Raw genomic sequence first — 16,168 nt, 5'->3', positions numbered from 1 at the left:
CGGCGGGGGCCGCCGTCCACCGTGGAGAGCGGAACGAGGAAAAGGAGCAGCGCCGTGCCGAAAGAGAGTGGCCGGAAGGTTGTGGCCACGAACCGCAAGGCCAGGCACGACTTCCACATCCTCGACACCTGGGAGGCCGGCCTCGTGCTGATGGGCACCGAGGTGAAGTCCCTCCGGGACGGGCACGTCTCCCTCGGCGAAGGGTTCTGCCACTTCGACCGCGGTGAGCTGTGGCTCGAGGCCGTGAACATTCCGGAGTACACCCAGGGCTCGTGGACCAACCACCCCTCCAAGCGCAAGCGCAAGCTCCTGCTGCACCGCGAGGAGCTGGCCAAGATCGAGCACAAGGTCAATGAGTCCGGCCTGACGGTCGTGCCGCTGCAGATGTACTTCAACGACGGCCGCGCCAAGGTCGAGATCGCCCTCGCCCGAGGCAAGAAGGACTACGACAAGCGCCAGTCCCTGCGCGAGGCGCAGGACAAGCGCGAGGCTCTGCGCGAGATGCGGGAGCGCAACCGGCGCCGGTGAGGCGCCGTCCCGGGACGCGGACACGCCGCGATCCCGCCTGAGGAGGCCATGGCACACCCACGGACACGGACCTGGATCGTAGCAGCCGCAGGGATCATTGTTGGGCTCGCGCTCGCGTCCGCAGTGCTCGTGCGACTGCTCTCGCAAGAGCCGGGACCTACGACGCCGCCCGCAGCCTCCGCGTCAGGCTCGCCCGGGGCGTCGGCCGGCGGTAGCGGTGAGACCACGCCCGCGCCGAGCACCGAGGCGGGCGGCGGCCCCACACCGTCGTCCGCTCCGAGTGTGTCCCAGACTTCGGCGCCCAGCCGCGCCCAGCAGATCCTCGCGTCGATGACGCTCGAGCAGCGCGTGGGACAGGTCATGATGGTCGGGACGCCGGTGACCGGGGCGGATGCCGCGAGCCTGGATGCGCTCCGCCGCCTCCACATCGGAAACGTGTTCCTCAAGGGGCGCACGACCGCTGGAGCAGCGGCCGTGTCCGCCGTGGTGGCCGCCCTGAAGGCGGAGGCGACGCCGGGTGCCACCCTTGGCGTAGGACAGTTCGTCGCGACCGACCAGGAGGGCGGCAACGTGCAGATCCTGCGCGGCCCCGGGTTCTCGGACATCCCTGCGGCGATCGACCAGGGGGCGATGGATCCCGCCGCGCTCCGCGCAGCGGCCCGGACCTGGGGCCGCGAGCTGGCCGCCGCTGGCGTCAACGTGAACCTCGCGCCGGTGCTGGACACCGTGCCGTCGGCGGAGTTCGCGCCGAGCAACGCGCCTATCGGCAAGTGGGGCCGCGAGTACGCCTACAGCCCGGAGGCGGTCGCGTCGCACGGGGTGGCCTTCGCCCAGGGCATGGCCGACGCCGGCGTAGCCACCGCGCCGAAGCATTTCCCGGGCCTCGGGCGCGTCACCGCGAACACGGATGTCAGCGCGGGCGTGGCCGACCCGGTGACGGGCCGGCATGACCCCTATTTGGCTCCCTTCAGCGCTGCCGTGCACGCGGGCGCCCCGTGGGCCATGATCTCCAATGCCAGGTACCCCGCCATCGACGGCGCGAACGACGCCGTGTTCTCCCCGACGGTCATCCAGGGCATGCTCCGGGGTGACCTCGGCTTCCGGGGCATCGTGGTCTCCGACGACATCTGCGACGCCGCCCAGCTCGCCTCCGTCCCGCCCGAAGGCCGGGGGAGCGGCTTCCTGGCTGCCGGGGGAACCGTGGCGCTGTGCACCAACCAGAATCTGGCGCCGCGCGTGTGGGCAGGGATCGCCGAGCGGGCGAAGGCCGATCCGGCTTTCGCCCGGACCGTCGACGCCGCGGCACTGGCGGTCCTCACGGCCAAGGAATCGGCCGGTCTGCTGCCGCGCGGATGAGCCGGAATATTCTACGGCGGTCGCGCGCTATACTGGCTGTTCCGATGGTCGCAGGGCCGCCGGAGCGGTCAGCCCACAGGGGTTGCCCGAGGTTTGACAACCACATACGGGGATGATCGGTTTCGACGGTGTAGGTCGAGACAGGGGAAGCGGGCCGAGGATGCAGAGTCATCTCGTCAACGCTCTCTGCAAAACAATAAGTGCCAAGTCTAAGCGCACTGACTTCGCTCTCGCTGCCTAAGTAGCGAGCAAGTCCGTCAGCCCGGGATTGCTATCGCCCCGGATCCTGGCGTCGATTAGATAGCCACTGCTGGCAGCCCTCGTCGTCGGGGCTGCTGGGACATTCAGACGACTGGGCCCGGGTCAGCCACTGGTGTGCTTGATGGCTGGGGCCGAGAAAACCCGACGCACACTGCGCCCGGAGAATACCTGGCAAAACCGCACCGGACGGGGGTTCAATTCCCCCCATCTCCACTCTGTCGCACGAGGACCCCGGCCATCAGGCCGGGGTCCTCGTGCGTCCGCCCCTCGTGCCCAAGCCGTCCCGGAGGGCAGTATGGGGCTGTGCGTCCGCGCGAGCCCCGGGACCTGCGCCGCGTCCTCGGCGTCGCGGTTGCCTCGAGCTGCCTCGTGATCCTCGATGGCCAGGGCGTCGGGCTGGCGCTTCCCGCGGTCGAGCGCGAGCTCGGCGGCGGCCTCGTGCTCCAGCAGTGGGTCATGGACGGCTACCTCCTGACCCTCGGGGCGCTCCTGCTCGCCGCCGGGGCGGTGGCCGACCGCTTCGGCACCGAACGGGTGCTCGCCGCCGGGACGCTCTGGTTCACGCTCACCTCGCTCGTGTGCGGCCTAGCGCCTGAGGGCTGGGTCCTCGTGGCCGGCCGGCTCGCCCAGGGCGCGGCAGGGGCGGTGATCACGCCGAGCGCGCTCGCGCTCATCACTGCGGCCGCCCACGGGACGACCCGGCTCCGGCTCATCGCCCAATGGACCGCCTGGATCTCCGCGGCGAGCGTCGCGGCGCCCTTCGTGGGCGGCGCCGCGGTCGACCTCGGGAGCTGGCGGCTCGTCTTCCTCGTCAATGTGCTCCCTGCGGCCCTCATGTGGCGCCCGCTGGCGCGACTGCGCCGACGTGCCATCCGTCCGCCGCGGCGGGAGGCGGCCTTCGACGTCGCGAGCGCGGCCCTCAGCGTGTGCGGCCTGGGTGCCGTGGTGCTGGGCCTCATCGTGGCGGCGGGAACGGGCTTCGCGGATCCGGCGGTGATCGTCTCTCTCGCTGGCGGCGCGGCCCTCGTCGCGGTGTTCCTGGTGCGCCAGCGGTCCTCCGCAGACCCGCAGATACCCTTGGGGCTCTTCCGCGAACCGGCCTTCTCGGCCGGGAACGCAGCGACCTTCTGGGCCTACGGCGCCCTCGGCCTGGGCTCCTTCACCGTCGGGCTGTACCTCCAGCAGCGGATGGGGCTGAGCGCGTTCCTGGCCGGGCTGGGCATGCTCCCGAGCACCGTCCCCATGCTGTTCCTCTCGGGGCGGTCGGCCACGCTGGCGGCCCGACGGGGCCCTCGGCTTCCCATGTCCGTGGGCCCGGCCGTGGCGGCCGTGGGCTTCGCCTGGCTCGCCCTCGCCCAGCCTCCGCTCGTGTACCTCAGGGATGTCTTCGGCCCCATGGTCCTGCTGGGGATCGGGCTGGCGCTCATGGTCGCTCCCCTGACGACGACCGTGCTCTCCGCCGTGCCCCGGGGTGCTGAGGGTGCGGGTTCCGCGGTCAACAACGCGGTCGCCCGGATCGCCTCGCTCGTCGCGATCGGCGCATCCGGGGCGATCGTGGGCGGCACGCTCGACGACGCGGGGTTCGCCCGGGCGGCGGCGGTCACCGCAGTGCTCCTCGCCCTCGCAGCCGCCACCTCGGCGCTGTGGATTCCCACGGCCAGCACCGCTGCCGAGCCGGCCAGCCGGGAGGCGTGAAGCCGGAGCCGGCGGCCGTGCGCGGCGGTAGGGTCCGGCTCAGCCTCCGTGGTGGGCGGACGCGGCCAGAGTGCAGCCGGCGTGCACGGTGTCGCTGTGGACCCACACGGCCTCGGCGATCTCATCCGCGACGTCGACCTCACGCGCATCGCCCGTGCCGCCGATCCTCACGACCAGCGGCCCGCCGAACGGCTTGCGCCGCACCACCTCGAGGTCGGCGTCGAGGACGATCCGCTCCGCCGCGAGGTAGCGCAGGAGCTCCGGATTGTCGTCGCTGATCCGCGTGACGCGCCCGCGATGGCCGGCATCGAGCTCGCTCAGGACGTGGGCGCTGGGCCGTTCAATCCGCCCGTCCGCGGTGGGGATCGGGTCGCCGTGCGGATCGCGGACGGGGTGGCCGAGCTTCGCGGAGAGCCGGTCGACGAAAAGGTCGGACACCGCATGCTCGATCTGCTCGGCCTCGTCGTGGACCTCGTCCCACCGGTAGCCGAGCTCGCGGACCAGGAAGGTCTCGAGGAGGCGGTGCCGGCGGACCATGGTCAGGGCGAGCGCGCGCCCTTCCTCGGTGAGCCGCACGGCCCCGTAGGGGCGGTGGTCCACGAGGCCCTGTTCCCTCAGCTTGCGGACCATCTCGGAAACCGATGAGTTCGCCACGCCCAGCCGTGCGGCCAGCTGCGACGACGTGATGGGCCTGTCCTGCCATTCGGTGAAGGTGTAGATGACCTTCACGTAGTCCTCGATCGAGGACGAGGGAGCGCTCTTCACCCGTCCAGCCTACCCTCAGGACCCCGCGGCAAAGGTGAGCCAGAGGAGCACCATGTTGAGGGCGACGACGAGCGCGGCGCTGATCCAGGACGCGATCGCGAGGGGGAGCCGCATCACGTGGTCGCCTACCACGGACTTCGTGGAACCCAGGCGGATGAGGGGTATCAGGGCGAACGGAATCCCGAAGCTCAGCACGACCTGGCTCACGACGAGGGACCACGTCGGGTCCACACCGAGGGCGAGGACGACGATTGAGGGGATGAGGGTGATAGACCGGCGCAGCACGAGCGGGATCCTGCGTTCGAGCAGCCCCTCCATGATGGTCGCCCCCGCATACGCGCCCACTGCCGTCGAGGCGAGACCGCTCGCGAGGAGGCCCACCGCGAAGATGGCACCGACGGCCGGCCCGAGCGCTGACTGGATCGAGGCGTGTGCGCCCTCGATCGTGTCGGTGCCCTCGGCGCCTGCGAGTGTCGACGCTGCAAGGAGGAGCATCCCGATGTTCACGACGCCGGCCACGCCCAGGGCAACGACGACGTCGACCCGGGTGCTGCGCAGGAGGCGCAGGATGGCGGGAGCGCCGAAGTGCTCATCGGGGTCGCTGCGGTGGCGGTCCCGCGCCAGTGCCGAATGCACGTAGATGGCGTGGGGCATGACGGTTGCCCCGAGCATCGAGGCCGCTAGCAGAATTGAGTCGGGACCGTCGAACTGGGGCACGAGGCCGCCGAGGACGCGTGCCGGTGCTGGGGGGCTCATCGCCAGACCCGTCAGGAAGCCGATGGTGATGACGGCGAGGAGACCGACGATGGCGAGCTCGAAGCGCTGCTGCGTCCGGAAGTCCTGGATCGCGAGGATCGCCATGGACACGGCGCCGATGATGACGGCCCCCAGCGGAAGCGGCACCTGGAAGAGGAGGTGCAGGGCAAGCGCGCCGCCCACGACCTCGGCCAGGTCCGTGGCGAGCGCCACGACTTCCGCCTGCGCCCAGTACAGCCTGCGGGCTGTACGGCCCAGTCGCTGGCCCAGGATCTCCGGCATGGTGCGCCCGGTGACGACTCCGAGCTTGGCGGACTGGTACTGGATGAGCATGGCCATGGCGTTCGCGATGACGAGGACCCACACGAGCAGATAGCTGTAGCGCGCCCCTGCAGTCAGGTTCGCCGCGACGTTCCCAGGGTCGACGTAGGCGACGGAGGCGACAAACGCCGGCCCCAGAGTTCCCAGGAGCATGATCCACCGGGAGCGCGACCCCGGGGTCCGCTCGGTCGCCTTCAAGGTCCTGCTCACCCTTCAGCCTCTCTGCTGCGCGCTCCCGGGGCTGTTCGCCGCACCGGAGACCCGTTTTTCGGTCTGCCTAAACTGTAGGCGCCGCCGGGGGAGGACGGCAAGGTGGCCGCGACCGGCCCGTTCCTAGGAGACGGAAGGGACGGCCCGCCAGACTTGCGTCAGGTAGGGGAGTGCGAGGGCTTCGCCGGGAGCGTGCCCGAGGTGCTCGTGGAGGTACCACGCGAGGTTCGACTCGACTTTGGCGCGGTGCCGCGCGTCGGCACGGAGGTAGTAGCTGCGCGACTTCGTGAGGTCCACGATGCCCTCCGGCGTGATGGGGTCCTCCCACCGGATGACAGCAGACTCCCAGCCGGTGAGCTCGGGGCCCGACGGCGGGTGGTAGCCGGGCTTGTGGACGTCGCCGGCGTGCATGATGCGGGAGAGCCGGTGGACCCACGGCACCGTTGTGTCGAGCTGGTTCCAGATGAGGCCGACCCGTCCCCCGGGGCGCAGGAGCCGCACGGCCTCCCGCGTGGCAGCCTCGGGGTCGAACCAGTGCCAGGCCTGGGCGGCGACGACGAGGTCCGCACAGCCGTCGGGAAGACCCGTCGACTCGGCAGGCGCGACGATGCAGTGCACGCCCGCGTATCGGCGGCCCAGTTCGGCGAGCATGTCCGCGGACGGGTCCACCGCGGTGACCCCGAGCCCATGCCGGGCTAGGAGGCCCGTGAACTTGCCCGTGCCGGCCCCGAGGTCGACGGCGGTCTCCGCGCCGTCGGGGACGAGCCACGCGACCGTCTCCGCCGGGTACCCGGGCCGGACCCTCTCGTAGTGCGCCCCGCCGGCCTCGAACGCGCTGGCGAGCTCGCGCCGTCGTGCGTCGTCCAGCTTCGGCCCGCCGCGTGCCATTCCCTGCCTCCCTCGTGGACTGCCGAGCCCACTCTATTCCGGCGTGCGAAGCGGCGCCGCCGTGGAAGTCAGGAGTCCGTGAGACAGGGGGCTGCGCCCGCGGTGCCTGGAGTGTTGGGGGCCCATGCGGGGAAGGGCCGCGAGTCGTGGGCGGGCACCCACCGGCCGGCGTCGACCGCGTAGTCGATCCCGAGCCCGTCCTCGACGAGCCCTCGCACTCCCGCCACAAGGCGCTCGACGTCCTCCAGCCGGGACCCGACCCCGAAGCTCGCGCGCAGCGAGCCCGACGGCAGGCCGAGGCGCTTCAGGAGCGGGTGCGCGCAGAACCGGCCGTCGCGCAGCCCCACGCCGTGCTCTGCCGAGAGGCAGGCGGCCACCAGCCCGGCGTCGTGCCCGGCCACCGAGAAGTTCACGACGCCGATCGCCTCCTTGGAGTCGTCGAACAGCCGGTGGACGGTGACGCCGTCGATCTCCGCGAGCCCCTCCAGGAGCGCGGCACGCAGCTGCTGTTCGTGCCGCTGCCACGCGGCCTCGTCGAGGGAGCCGAGGACCTCGGCCGCCCGGGCGAGGGTGGCCGCCCCGAGGACGTTGGGGGAGCCGGCCTCGTGCCGGGCCGGACCGTCCGCCCAGGTGACCGCGTCGAGGCGCACCTCCCGCACGGCGCCGCCTCCGGCAAGGTGGGGAGTGCCGGCGTCGAGCCAGTCGGCGCGGCCCACGAGGACGCCGCTGCCGAACGGCGCGTAGAGCTTGTGGCCGGAGAACGCGAGGTAGTCGATCTCCCCGGATGTTCCTGCGGCAGCCATGTCGATCCGGCGGTGCGGAGCCAGCTGGGCCGCGTCGACGACGATCCGGGCACCGTGCTCGTGCGCGATCGCGGCTAGTTCGGCGATGGGGAGGACCTCGCCCGTGACATTGGAGGCGCCCGTGACGGCGAGGAGGCCCACGCCGCCGTCGGACAGCGAGATCCGGACCCGCTCGAGCGTCTCGGCCAGGCTGGGCGCCGCGACGACGCTGCGGTGCGGGCGCGCCTGCCAGGGCAGGAGGTTTGCATGGTGCTCGATGTCCAGGTACAGGACCTCGCTCCCGGCCGGGACGCATCCTGCCAGAAGGTTGAGGGAGTCCGTCGTGTTGCGCGTGAACACCACCGCGTCGTCGGGCCGGGCCCGGACGAACCTGCGGACGGTCCCGCGGGCGTTCTCATACAGGCTCGTGCTGATCTGCGAGGCATACCCCGCACCCCGGTGGACGCTCGCGTAGAACGGCAGTACGTCGGTGAGATGGTCGGCAACGGCAGCGAGCGACGGGGCGGAGGCCGCATAGTCGAGATTGGCGTACCGGACCTCGTCCCCGCCCACCAACGGCGCCCGCAGGTCGGCGCCCACGACGGCGAGCAGCGGCTCGAGCGCGTCGGCGTACCGGTGGGGCGGGGCGGCGCTGGTGCCGACGGCTGTGTCGACGGCGGGCAGCAGGGAGGGCGGGACAGGGCTCATCGGCATTCCTCGTGACCGTGAGGGACCCGTGGCGGGTCCGCGCTTGCCGGGTCCGCTCCGGACCGGCCTGGTCGTCACCCGGGGCACCCCGCCGCGGTGGGAGGGTTGCCGGCCAGCAAACCGGGGTTTAGCGCTGGCACTCGTGACCTGTCCACGAGACTAGGCCACGGGGTGCGGAGGGTGCATCCGTGGCCGTCGAGCGTGTCGCATTGTGACAGCGCGTGTCAGGGCGCCTCCGAGACCGGCTCGCGCTCGGCGTGGAGACGACCGAGGACCTCCGAGTGGAGGATCCCGTTGGTCGCGAGGGCGTTCCCGCCCCACGGGCCGTCCTCCCCGTCCAGGGACGTGAAGCGCCCGCCCGCCTCCTTCACGATCGGGACCAGGGCCGCCATGTCGTACAGGGCGAGCTCGGGCTCGGTGGCGATGTCGACAGCTCCCTCCGCGACGAGGCAGTACGACCAGAAGTCCCCGTACGCTCGCGTCCTCCACACGTCCTCGGTGAGGCCGATGAAGCCGTCGAGGCTCCCGCGCTCCTTCCATCCCGAGAGCGAGGAGTACGAGAGCGAGGCGTCCTCGAGCCGCGCCACATTGGAGACCTTCAGCCGCGTCGCCGAGGCGAGCGAGCGGCCGGTATAGGCGCCGGCTCCCTTCACCGCCCACCACCGGCGGCCGAGGGCTGGCGCGCTCACCACGCCCATGACGATCTCGTCGCCGTCCGCCAGGGCGATGAGGGTGGCCCACACGGGCACGCCGCGGACAAAGTTCTTCGTGCCGTCGATCGGGTCGATGATCCACCGCCGCGCCCCGTGCCCCGTCGTGCCGAACTCCTCGCCGACCACGGCGTCCCGAGGCCTGGAGCGGGCAAGCTGGCCGCGGATGGCCTCCTCCGCCGCCCGGTCCGCGTCCGTCACCGGCGTGAGGTCGGGCTTCGTCTCGACCTTGAGGTCGAGGGCCTTGAACCGCTCCATGGTCTGGGCATCGACCGAGTCCGCCAGCACGTGGGCCAGCCGGAGGTCGTCGTTGTACGTCTCGGGCGCTTGCGTCATGGACCCCACGCTATCGCTTCGCGCCCTGCCGGAGCGGGAGGCTCCGCCTGGAAGAGGGGGCCCGCTACGCGCCGAGCTCCTTGGCGTCCTGCGCCTCCTCGCGCGAGCCGCTGCCGAGCAGACGGCGCAGCGACGCGAGGCGGGCCGGACCGGCGTCGCCCGCATTGCCCTCGGCGACCCACGCGTCGAGCCCGCAGCCGACAGCCGCGGCGTCGTGGCGGCAGCCCCGCTCGCACGCCGCGGTGCCGGGCTCGAGGTCGGCGAAGGCGCGCAGGATCCGGTCCGGGTCCACGTGCGCGAGGCCGAACGACCGAATCCCCGGGGTGTCGATGATCCAGCTCCCCGGCGGGGCCTCGGAGAGGCGGAGGGCAAGCGCCGACGACGAGGTGTGCCGCCCGCGCCCGGTCACGGCGTTCACGCCTCCGGTGGCCCGGTCAGCGCCGGTGAGCGCGTTGACCATGGTCGACTTGCCCACACCCGAATGGCCGAGCAGCACCGTCACGTGCCCGTCGAGTTCCGCGCGCAGCTCCGCGACGGCCTCCGCGTCGAGCCGGGCCGAGGAGCCGTCAGCCCCTCGCGCATCGATGCCGGCGCCCGCTGCGGCCTCGTCGGCCGGGGCCCCGTCCGTCTCGGCCGTGCGGCTCACGACGACGGTCAGCGGCAGGTGCTCGTACGTCGCCAGGAGCGGGGCCGGGTCCTTCAGGTCCGCCTTGGTGACGAGCAGGAGCGGCTCGAGCCCGGCGTCATAGGCGGCGACGAGGGCCCGGTCGATGAAGCCTGTGCGGGGCTCGGGGTTGGCGGCCGCCACCACGATCACGAGCTGGTCGGCGTTGGCGACCACGACGCGCTCGACCGGGTCTGTGTCGTCCGCGCTGCGGCGCAGGACGGTCTGCCGCTCCTCGACGCGCACGAGTCTGGCGAGCGTGTCCGGACGCCCGCTCACGTCTCCGACGAGTGCGACGAAGTCCCCGGCGACCACCGGGGTGCGCCGCAGCTCGCGCGCGCGGGCCGCGACGACGACCCGTTCCTCGGACGAGTCCTCGGCCACGATCGCCGTGTAGCGCCCGCGGTCCACCGTGACGATCCTGCCCCGGACGGCGTCGTCGTGGCTCGGCCGCTCCTTCGTGCGCGGCCGGCTGCCGCGCTTGTTGGGGCGGATCCGGACGTCGCTCTCGTCCCATTCGCGCTTGGCCACTCAGGCTCCCTGGCCGAGCATCCTCGCCCACATCTGGGGGAACTCGGGCATCGTCTTGGACGTCGTCGCGATGTCCTCGACCTCGACGCCTCGGACGGCGAGGCCCCAGATCGCGCCGGCCGTGGCCATCCTGTGGTCCGCATAGCTGCGCACGACCCCGCCGTGCAGCGGGGCAGGCCGGATCACCAGCCCGTCCTCGGTCTCCTCGGCGTCGCCGCCGAGCCGCGTGATCTCTGCGACGAGGGCCGCGAGGCGGTCGGTCTCGTGCCCGCGCAGGTGCGCGATGCCGGTGAGGCGCGACGGCGACTCCGCCAGCGCGCACAGCGCCGCCACGGTCGGGGCAAGCTCGCTCGTGTCCGCCAGCTCGGCGCCGGTGATCCGCTCGCCGCCCGTGACGGTGAGCGTCCCGGCGTCGAGCGTCACCGTGGCGCCGAGCTGCGGGAGGATCCGCCGCCAGGCGTCGCCGACCTGCGTCGTGTGCTCGGGCCAGTTGGGGACCCGCACGGTCCCGTGCGTCGCGAGGGCCGCCGCGAGGAAGGGCCCCGCATTGGAGAGGTCCTGCTCGATGCGCACGTCGAAGGCGCGGATGGTCCCGGGCGTGACGTGCCAGTGGTTCGGCACGGAGTCGTCGACCTCCACCCCGACGCCGCGCAGCACCTCGACCGTCATGGAGATGTGGTCGAGGCTCGGCACGGGCTTGCCCACGTGCTCGAGGTGCAGGCCGTGCTCGAAGCGGGCACCCACGAGGAGGAGCGCCGAGACGAACTGGCTCGACCCCGACGCGTCGACGACCACGTGCCCGCCGGGCACCGTACCCGCGCCGTGCACCGTGAACGGCAGCGATGTCGGCGTGCCAGCGGAGTCCGGGTCCGACGAGGAGACGGCGACGCCGAGGGCCGCGAGCGCGTCGATGACCGGTCCCATGGGGCGGACGCGGGCATGGGGATCGCCGTCGAACGCGACCTCGCCGCGGACGAGCGCGGCGAGCGGCGGGACGAAGCGCATCACGGTCCCGGCGAGGCCGCAGTCGACCTCGGCCCGTCCCAGACCCGGGGCGTCGGCGCCGGTGGGGATCGGGGTGACCTCGAGGTCGGGGCCGTACTCGCCGTCGCCGGGCACCTCGGTCACCGTCGCCCCGAGCGATCGGAGTGCCGCGACCATGAGTGCGGAGTCGCGCGAGTGGAGTGGCGCGCGGAGCCTGCTTGGCCCGTCCGCCAGAGCCGCCAGCACGAGGTATCGGTTCGTGAGGGACTTCGAGCCCGGAACGGTGACGGTCGCGTCGACCGGGCCGGCGGCGAACGGAGCGGGCCAGGCAGGAGAGGTCACGCGAGCACGCCCGAGGCGGTCTCCGAGGCCCCCTTGGCGACGTTCCGCACCGTGCGCTCGGCGCGCTTGGCTGCCTTGTGCGCGGCCTTGTCGGCCCGGGCGAGCTGTCGGCGGCCGGCTTTCGCGGTGTCGGCGGCGAGGTGCTGCGCGCGCCACGCGACGGAGGGCCGGCCGTCGGTGTCCACCGCGGCGAGCAGGACCCCGCCTGCGAGCGAGAGGTTCTTCAGCAGCCCGGAGCGGCGCGCCGCGCGGCCCTCGGGAGAGCCGATGTCCGCTGAGCGCCACTCGACGAACGCGGTGAGCGCGCTCGTGAGGGCGAGGACCGACGCCGACAGCCGGGGTGCCTTGCCCAGGGCGAACAGGACGCCCGCGGCAACCTGGCTCCCGCCGATCGCCCGCGCCAGAGTCTTCTCGTCCACGCGCACGGGCAGTGCGTCGGCTGCGCGGCGGAGCACCGGAGACAGCTGTTCCGCCGTGTCGTCCGCGTTCTTCAGCTTGTCCGCGCCAGCGACGATGAATGACGACGCGAGGAGCGGCCGGGCGAGGAATCGGACTGCGGACATGGAGCCTCCTGCAAGAGTCGGTGACGTCGTCAGATGCGTCCCCAGTCTCGCACCTTTGCGGAATATTTTCGCGCGGACGCGGCGTTGTGCCTCACGTCCGTCAGCTAAAGCCGCCGCCCGTCGTCCACTGGAAGGAGCCACCGTGCTGGTCCTCGACCGCCCCGTGCCTGCCCCGACAGTAGACTGGTCGGCAATGAGCAGTGTCGAGCCCCGCGAGCCGAAGGCCGCCGACGACGGGACAGGCGCCGTGCGCGCCGCGGCCCCGGACGTGGCCGCCGAGTCGGACGATGAGCGCCGCGACCGCTTCGAGCGGGACGCGATGCAGTACGTCGATCAGCTGTACTCCGCTGCCATGCGGATGGCGCGGAACCCCGCGGACGCGGAGGACCTCGTCCAGGAGGCCTATGCGAAGGCCTTCGCAGCGTTCCACCAGTACAAGCCGGGCACGAACCTGAAGGCCTGGCTGTACCGGATCCTGACGAACACGTACATCAACCTCTACAGGAAGCGCCAGCGGGAACCCCAGAAGGCGGCCACCGACACCGTCGAGGACTGGCAGCTCGCCCGCGCCGAGTCGCACACCTCGACCGGGCTGCGGTCCGCCGAGGCCGAGGCGCTCGACCACCTCCCCGACTCCGACGTCAAGGAAGCCCTGCAGTCCATCCCCGAGGAGTTCCGCCTCGCGGTGTACTTCGCGGACGTGGAGGGCTTCGCGTACAAGGAGATCTCGGAGATCATGAACACACCCATAGGCACGGTCATGAGCCGGCTCCACCGCGGGCGGAAGATGCTGCGCGACAGGCTCGCCGACTACGCCGCCGAGCGAGGATTCGCGGGCGCCCGCCCCGCAGCATCTCAGGAGAAGGAACAATGAGCGATTGCCAAGGGCTGGGGGACTGCGACGAAAGCCGGCTCCAGCGACTGTACGAGTACCTCGACGGCGCCCTTCCCGCGCACGACGTGGCCGAGATCCGCACCCACCTCGAGACGTGCCCGGACTGCCTCGAGGAGCACGACCTCGAGTGCATGATCCGCTCGGCCATGAAGCGCAGCTGCCACGAGCAGGCGCCCGCCGCCCTCAAGACCTCGATCCTGGACAAGATCCACGCCCTGCGCGCCCAGTCCTGAACTGCAGGGAGAGGCCCTCGGAGCACCAGCGCAGCGGCAGCTGACGTCGCCGGCCGAGAGACACACAGGATGCCCCGGACAGGTGTCCGGGGCCTCCTGCTGTCCGCGGCAGCACCTCAGGTGTTGGGGCGCTTGCCGTGGTTCGCGCCGCCGCGCTTGCGGTCACGGCGCTTGCGTGCACGCTTGCTCATGGCTGGCCTCCTTCTCTCGACGGACTGTGTGGCCCGCGGTGGGCCGGGTGGCCCAGAAGGCCGTCGTCCAGTCTCCCACATCCGGCCCCCCAGCGCCCAACCGGGCTAGGCCCGGAGCGCTGCGCGGATCGCTGCGCGGGTCGATTCGAGGGCGGACCGCATGGCCTCGACCGTGATCTCGGTGATCGGGTGGGTGGCCGCGTGGGCGCGCAGCTCGATGCGGAGGTCGTCGCGGAAGGCCTGCACGAGCATCTCGGCCTCGGCGAGGCGGCCTGCGTTCTCCCGCACCTGCTCGGCGCGGCCGGACGAAGGGGTCCGCCCCGCCGGACCGTCATCGGTCGGGCGTGCGCCGGCGCCCCCCGAGCCGCCGACGCCCCACGGCGGTCCGCTGCTGCGCTGCGCCGACCTGCGCGCCGTCTCGGCTGTCGCGGCCAGGTCCGCCCTGAGGCCGCGCATGCTCGCCCGCAGCTCCTCGCGCAGCGAGTCGGCGAGGCGCCGCACGGATGCGGAGATGTCCTCTTCGACGTCCGCGAGCTCGCCGCGGCGCTCTTCGAGCTCGGCGCGGCCGGAGTCGGTGATCGAGTACACCGTCCGCCGGCCCTCGGGCGCTGTCGCGACCAGTCCCTCCTCCTCGAGCTTCGAGAGCCGCGGGTAGACGGTCCCGGCGCTGGGCGAGTAGGTGCCGCCGAAGCGCTCGGAGAGCGCCCTGATGATCTCGTAGCCGTGCTTGGGCCCGTCCTCGAGGAGCGCAAGGAGGTACAGGCGCAGGGCACCGTGGGCGAAGACAGGCGGGACCATCTCAGTCCTCCGTTCCGCGGCCCGGCTCCTGGGCTGCCGCGGGAGCCTCGGGTGCTGGGTCCGCGGGCGCCGCGGCGTGGACGACCGCAACGTCCCCGGAGACGGTGTTGGCGCGCAGGCGGATGCGCTGCCCCTCGGGACCGAGGTTCGCCGCGATCTTGCCGCCGAGGATCGTGAAGCGCTCGTCGTCCACCACGACGCGGCCCGAGGAGGTGCGCACGCCGAGGTCGAGCCCCACGCCGTGCGGGATGCGGACGGTCAGGGCGCCGCTGACGGTGTTGGCCCCGATGTCCTGCATCGTGCCTGCCGAGTCGAAGGACAGGTCCCCGGAGACGGAGTTGGCGCGCACGTGGTCCAGCTCCCCGGAGGCGGTGACCTCGCCCGAGACCGTCTTCGCGGTCAGGAGGCCTTCGTGGCCGCGCGCGATGACCTCGCCCGAGACCGTATTGATGTGGAGCTCGCCGTGGGTGCCGTCGGCGAGGACCGAGCCGGAGACGGTGTTGAGCTTCGTGACAGGGCCGGTTCCCGAGACGAGCCCGTCGCCGGTGACCGTCCCGACCTCGACAGGGACACGGGCGGGCAGCGCGATGCTCACGACCGCGGTGTTCTGGGTTGCGCCGCTGATGGTTCCGAGCATGCTCTTGAACCAGCCCTGCGCGCCGTCCTCGCGGTGCCGGACCTCGAGCCGGCCCTCGGTGAGGGTCACGACGAGGGGTTCGCCGCTGACCTCCGCGACCTCCACCCGCGCGCCCTCGCCGTCGTGCGCGATGACGTCGAGGCGCCCGGCGATGATGCCGGCCCGCAGGGAGGACACCGCCTCGATGTCGATGGTCTGGGGTTCCGTCACTGACCAGCTTTCGGTGGGCATGGCTCCTCCTCCGGAATCACGATATATCGCGTTGACACAATCACGATATATCGCGTCCTTGGGCGGGGCAAGGCCCGGGGCCGGATTCCTTGCCGCAAGCGGGTGCCGTGAAGGCTCCCCGCCAGCGGCCTTGCCCGAGGAGGCGCCCTACTGCGGCTGGGGGAGCCGCAGCCAGGGGAACCAGCCGCGGTGCAGCACGAGCCAGGCGATGAGGCCGTAGCCCGCCTGCCCGGGGGTGCCCGCATTGGCGGCAAGGTCGCCGCGCCACTGCTCGTGGTTCAGCAGGGGGGAGAAGGTGTCCACGTAGTAGTGGTTGCGGCGGGTGGTGACGTCGGCGAAGGCAGTGTTGAGCTCCGCGAGGCGGCGGTTCCGCGCCGGGTCCAGTGTCGGCGGAGGACCTACGACGAACACCTCCGCGCTGTTCTGCTGCGCCGAGTCGAGGATGTTGGCCACGTTGAGCCGGCTGCGGGCGGGGGAGATGCCGAATTCGATGTCGCGGCCGGACAGGCCGATCACGAGGCGGTTCTCGAAGCCTTCGCCGAAGCGGCGGAGCGTCTCGCCCTCCCAACGGGCGGCGAGGCCTTCCGTTCCTTCGAGGGGGGCCGCGAGGACGTACGACTCGAGGGTCAGCTCCTCCCGCGGTGTCCGGGCGAGGACCCGGCCGAACCACCCGAGCGCGCGGGGGTCCCCATTGCCTGCGAGCAGCTCGTCTCCGATCGCCGCGAGGCGAAGCTTCCTCTCGTGCGCCATCCACTCTCCCTCGTCGTCGCGGCCGCTGCCGCC

17 protein-coding genes, 1 other RNA gene and 1 riboswitch are annotated in these 16,168 nt (G+C 72.1%); of the genes, 6 read left to right on the top strand and 12 right to left on the bottom strand.

Annotated features, from left to right (window positions below):
• Nucleotides 1-54 precede the first annotated feature (54 nt).
• The 4 genes from smpB (at nucleotide 55) to ABD298_RS04765 (ending at nucleotide 3,840) form a co-directional block, all read left to right on the top strand.
• Nucleotides 55-528 carry an SsrA-binding protein SmpB gene (smpB, locus tag ABD298_RS04780; RefSeq protein ID WP_208709278.1) on the top strand — a complete coding sequence of 158 codons (474 nt, stop codon included), beginning with the start codon at nucleotides 55-57 and terminating at the stop codon, nucleotides 526-528.
• A 282-nt stretch (nucleotides 529-810) separates the two neighbouring features.
• Nucleotides 811-1,884 (top strand): glycoside hydrolase family 3 N-terminal domain-containing protein, encoded by a 1,074-nt coding sequence (locus ABD298_RS04775; protein ID WP_344298505.1) that lies wholly within the window; start codon nucleotides 811-813, stop codon nucleotides 1,882-1,884.
• 108 nt (nucleotides 1,885-1,992) lie between these two features.
• Nucleotides 1,993-2,361: a transfer-messenger RNA gene (gene ssrA, locus ABD298_RS04770) on the top strand.
• An 87-nt stretch (nucleotides 2,362-2,448) separates the two neighbouring features.
• Nucleotides 2,449-3,840 (top strand): MFS transporter, encoded by a 1,392-nt coding sequence (locus ABD298_RS04765; protein ID WP_344298504.1) that lies wholly within the window; start codon nucleotides 2,449-2,451, stop codon nucleotides 3,838-3,840.
• Nucleotides 3,841-3,879: 39 nt separating this feature from the next.
• Here the strand turns inward: ABD298_RS04765 and ABD298_RS04760 are convergent, their stop codons facing one another.
• The 8 genes from ABD298_RS04760 to ABD298_RS04725 form a co-directional block, all read right to left on the bottom strand.
• On the bottom strand, nucleotides 3,880-4,605 hold the full coding sequence (locus tag ABD298_RS04760; RefSeq protein WP_344298503.1) for a metal-dependent transcriptional regulator: 726 nt from the start codon (nucleotides 4,603-4,605) through the stop codon (nucleotides 3,880-3,882).
• Between the two features lie 15 nt (nucleotides 4,606-4,620).
• A complete protein-coding gene (locus tag ABD298_RS04755; protein ID WP_425564309.1) occupies nucleotides 4,621-5,892 on the bottom strand; it encodes an Nramp family divalent metal transporter in 1,272 nt (423 codons plus the stop codon).
• A gap of 123 nt (nucleotides 5,893-6,015) precedes the next feature.
• Nucleotides 6,016-6,780: a class I SAM-dependent methyltransferase gene (locus ABD298_RS04750; RefSeq protein WP_344298502.1), complete on the bottom strand. Its 765-nt coding sequence runs from the start codon at nucleotides 6,778-6,780 to the stop codon at nucleotides 6,016-6,018.
• A gap of 68 nt (nucleotides 6,781-6,848) precedes the next feature.
• Nucleotides 6,849-8,270 carry an aminotransferase class V-fold PLP-dependent enzyme gene (locus ABD298_RS04745; RefSeq protein ID WP_344298501.1) on the bottom strand — a complete coding sequence of 474 codons (1,422 nt, stop codon included), beginning with the start codon at nucleotides 8,268-8,270 and terminating at the stop codon, nucleotides 6,849-6,851.
• A 34-nt stretch (nucleotides 8,271-8,304) separates the two neighbouring features.
• Nucleotides 8,305-8,418, bottom strand: a riboswitch (SAM riboswitch).
• 76 nt (nucleotides 8,419-8,494) lie between these two features.
• Nucleotides 8,495-9,316, bottom strand: a complete 822-nt coding sequence (gene hisN / locus ABD298_RS04740; protein ID WP_344298500.1) for a histidinol-phosphatase — start codon at nucleotides 9,314-9,316, stop codon at nucleotides 8,495-8,497.
• A gap of 64 nt (nucleotides 9,317-9,380) precedes the next feature.
• Complete coding sequence (gene rsgA / locus ABD298_RS04735; RefSeq protein ID WP_344298499.1) at nucleotides 9,381-10,511, bottom strand: ribosome small subunit-dependent GTPase A; 1,131 nt, start codon at nucleotides 10,509-10,511, stop codon at nucleotides 9,381-9,383.
• The gene (aroA, locus tag ABD298_RS04730) at nucleotides 10,512-11,837 is read right to left on the bottom strand and encodes a 3-phosphoshikimate 1-carboxyvinyltransferase (protein WP_344298498.1); all 1,326 of its coding nucleotides are present in this window, start codon (nucleotides 11,835-11,837) and stop codon (nucleotides 10,512-10,514) included. It abuts the gene before it with no gap.
• Complete coding sequence (locus ABD298_RS04725) at nucleotides 11,834-12,400, bottom strand: DoxX family protein (protein WP_208709259.1); 567 nt, start codon at nucleotides 12,398-12,400, stop codon at nucleotides 11,834-11,836. Before ABD298_RS04725 ends, aroA begins: the two co-directional genes overlap by 4 nt.
• Before the next feature lie 193 nt (nucleotides 12,401-12,593).
• Between ABD298_RS04725 and ABD298_RS04720 the strand changes: the two genes are divergently transcribed.
• Both ABD298_RS04720 and rsrA read left to right on the top strand, forming a co-directional pair.
• On the top strand, nucleotides 12,594-13,274 hold the full coding sequence (locus ABD298_RS04720) for a sigma-70 family RNA polymerase sigma factor (protein ID WP_344298497.1): 681 nt from the start codon (nucleotides 12,594-12,596) through the stop codon (nucleotides 13,272-13,274).
• A complete protein-coding gene (gene rsrA / locus ABD298_RS04715; protein ID WP_344298496.1) occupies nucleotides 13,271-13,528 on the top strand; it encodes a mycothiol system anti-sigma-R factor in 258 nt (85 codons plus the stop codon). Before ABD298_RS04720 ends, rsrA begins: the two co-directional genes overlap by 4 nt.
• Before the next feature lie 116 nt (nucleotides 13,529-13,644).
• Here the strand turns inward: rsrA and ABD298_RS18670 are convergent, their stop codons facing one another.
• The 4 genes from ABD298_RS18670 to ABD298_RS04700 all read right to left on the bottom strand — a co-directional run bounded on the left by ABD298_RS18670 (nucleotide 13,645) and on the right by ABD298_RS04700 (nucleotide 16,135).
• Nucleotides 13,645-13,719 carry a 50S ribosomal protein bL37 gene (locus ABD298_RS18670; protein ID WP_369299106.1) on the bottom strand — a complete coding sequence of 25 codons (75 nt, stop codon included), beginning with the start codon at nucleotides 13,717-13,719 and terminating at the stop codon, nucleotides 13,645-13,647.
• Between the two features lie 105 nt (nucleotides 13,720-13,824).
• Nucleotides 13,825-14,517, bottom strand: a complete 693-nt coding sequence (locus tag ABD298_RS04710; protein ID WP_344298495.1) for a PadR family transcriptional regulator — start codon at nucleotides 14,515-14,517, stop codon at nucleotides 13,825-13,827.
• Nucleotide 14,518: 1 nt separating this feature from the next.
• Nucleotides 14,519-15,385, bottom strand: coding sequence for a DUF4097 family beta strand repeat-containing protein (locus ABD298_RS04705; RefSeq protein ID WP_344298494.1), 867 nt, complete (start codon nucleotides 15,383-15,385; stop codon nucleotides 14,519-14,521).
• 147 nt (nucleotides 15,386-15,532) lie between these two features.
• Complete coding sequence (locus tag ABD298_RS04700; protein ID WP_344299046.1) at nucleotides 15,533-16,135, bottom strand: GDSL-type esterase/lipase family protein; 603 nt, start codon at nucleotides 16,133-16,135, stop codon at nucleotides 15,533-15,535.
• Between the last annotated feature and the right edge of the window lie 33 nt (nucleotides 16,136-16,168).

The sequence above is a fragment of the Sinomonas flava genome, from assembly GCF_039531875.1.
GTDB lineage: Bacteria > Actinomycetota > Actinomycetes > Actinomycetales > Micrococcaceae > Sinomonas > Sinomonas flava.
This window is presented reverse-complemented; position numbering and strand designations above follow the sequence as displayed.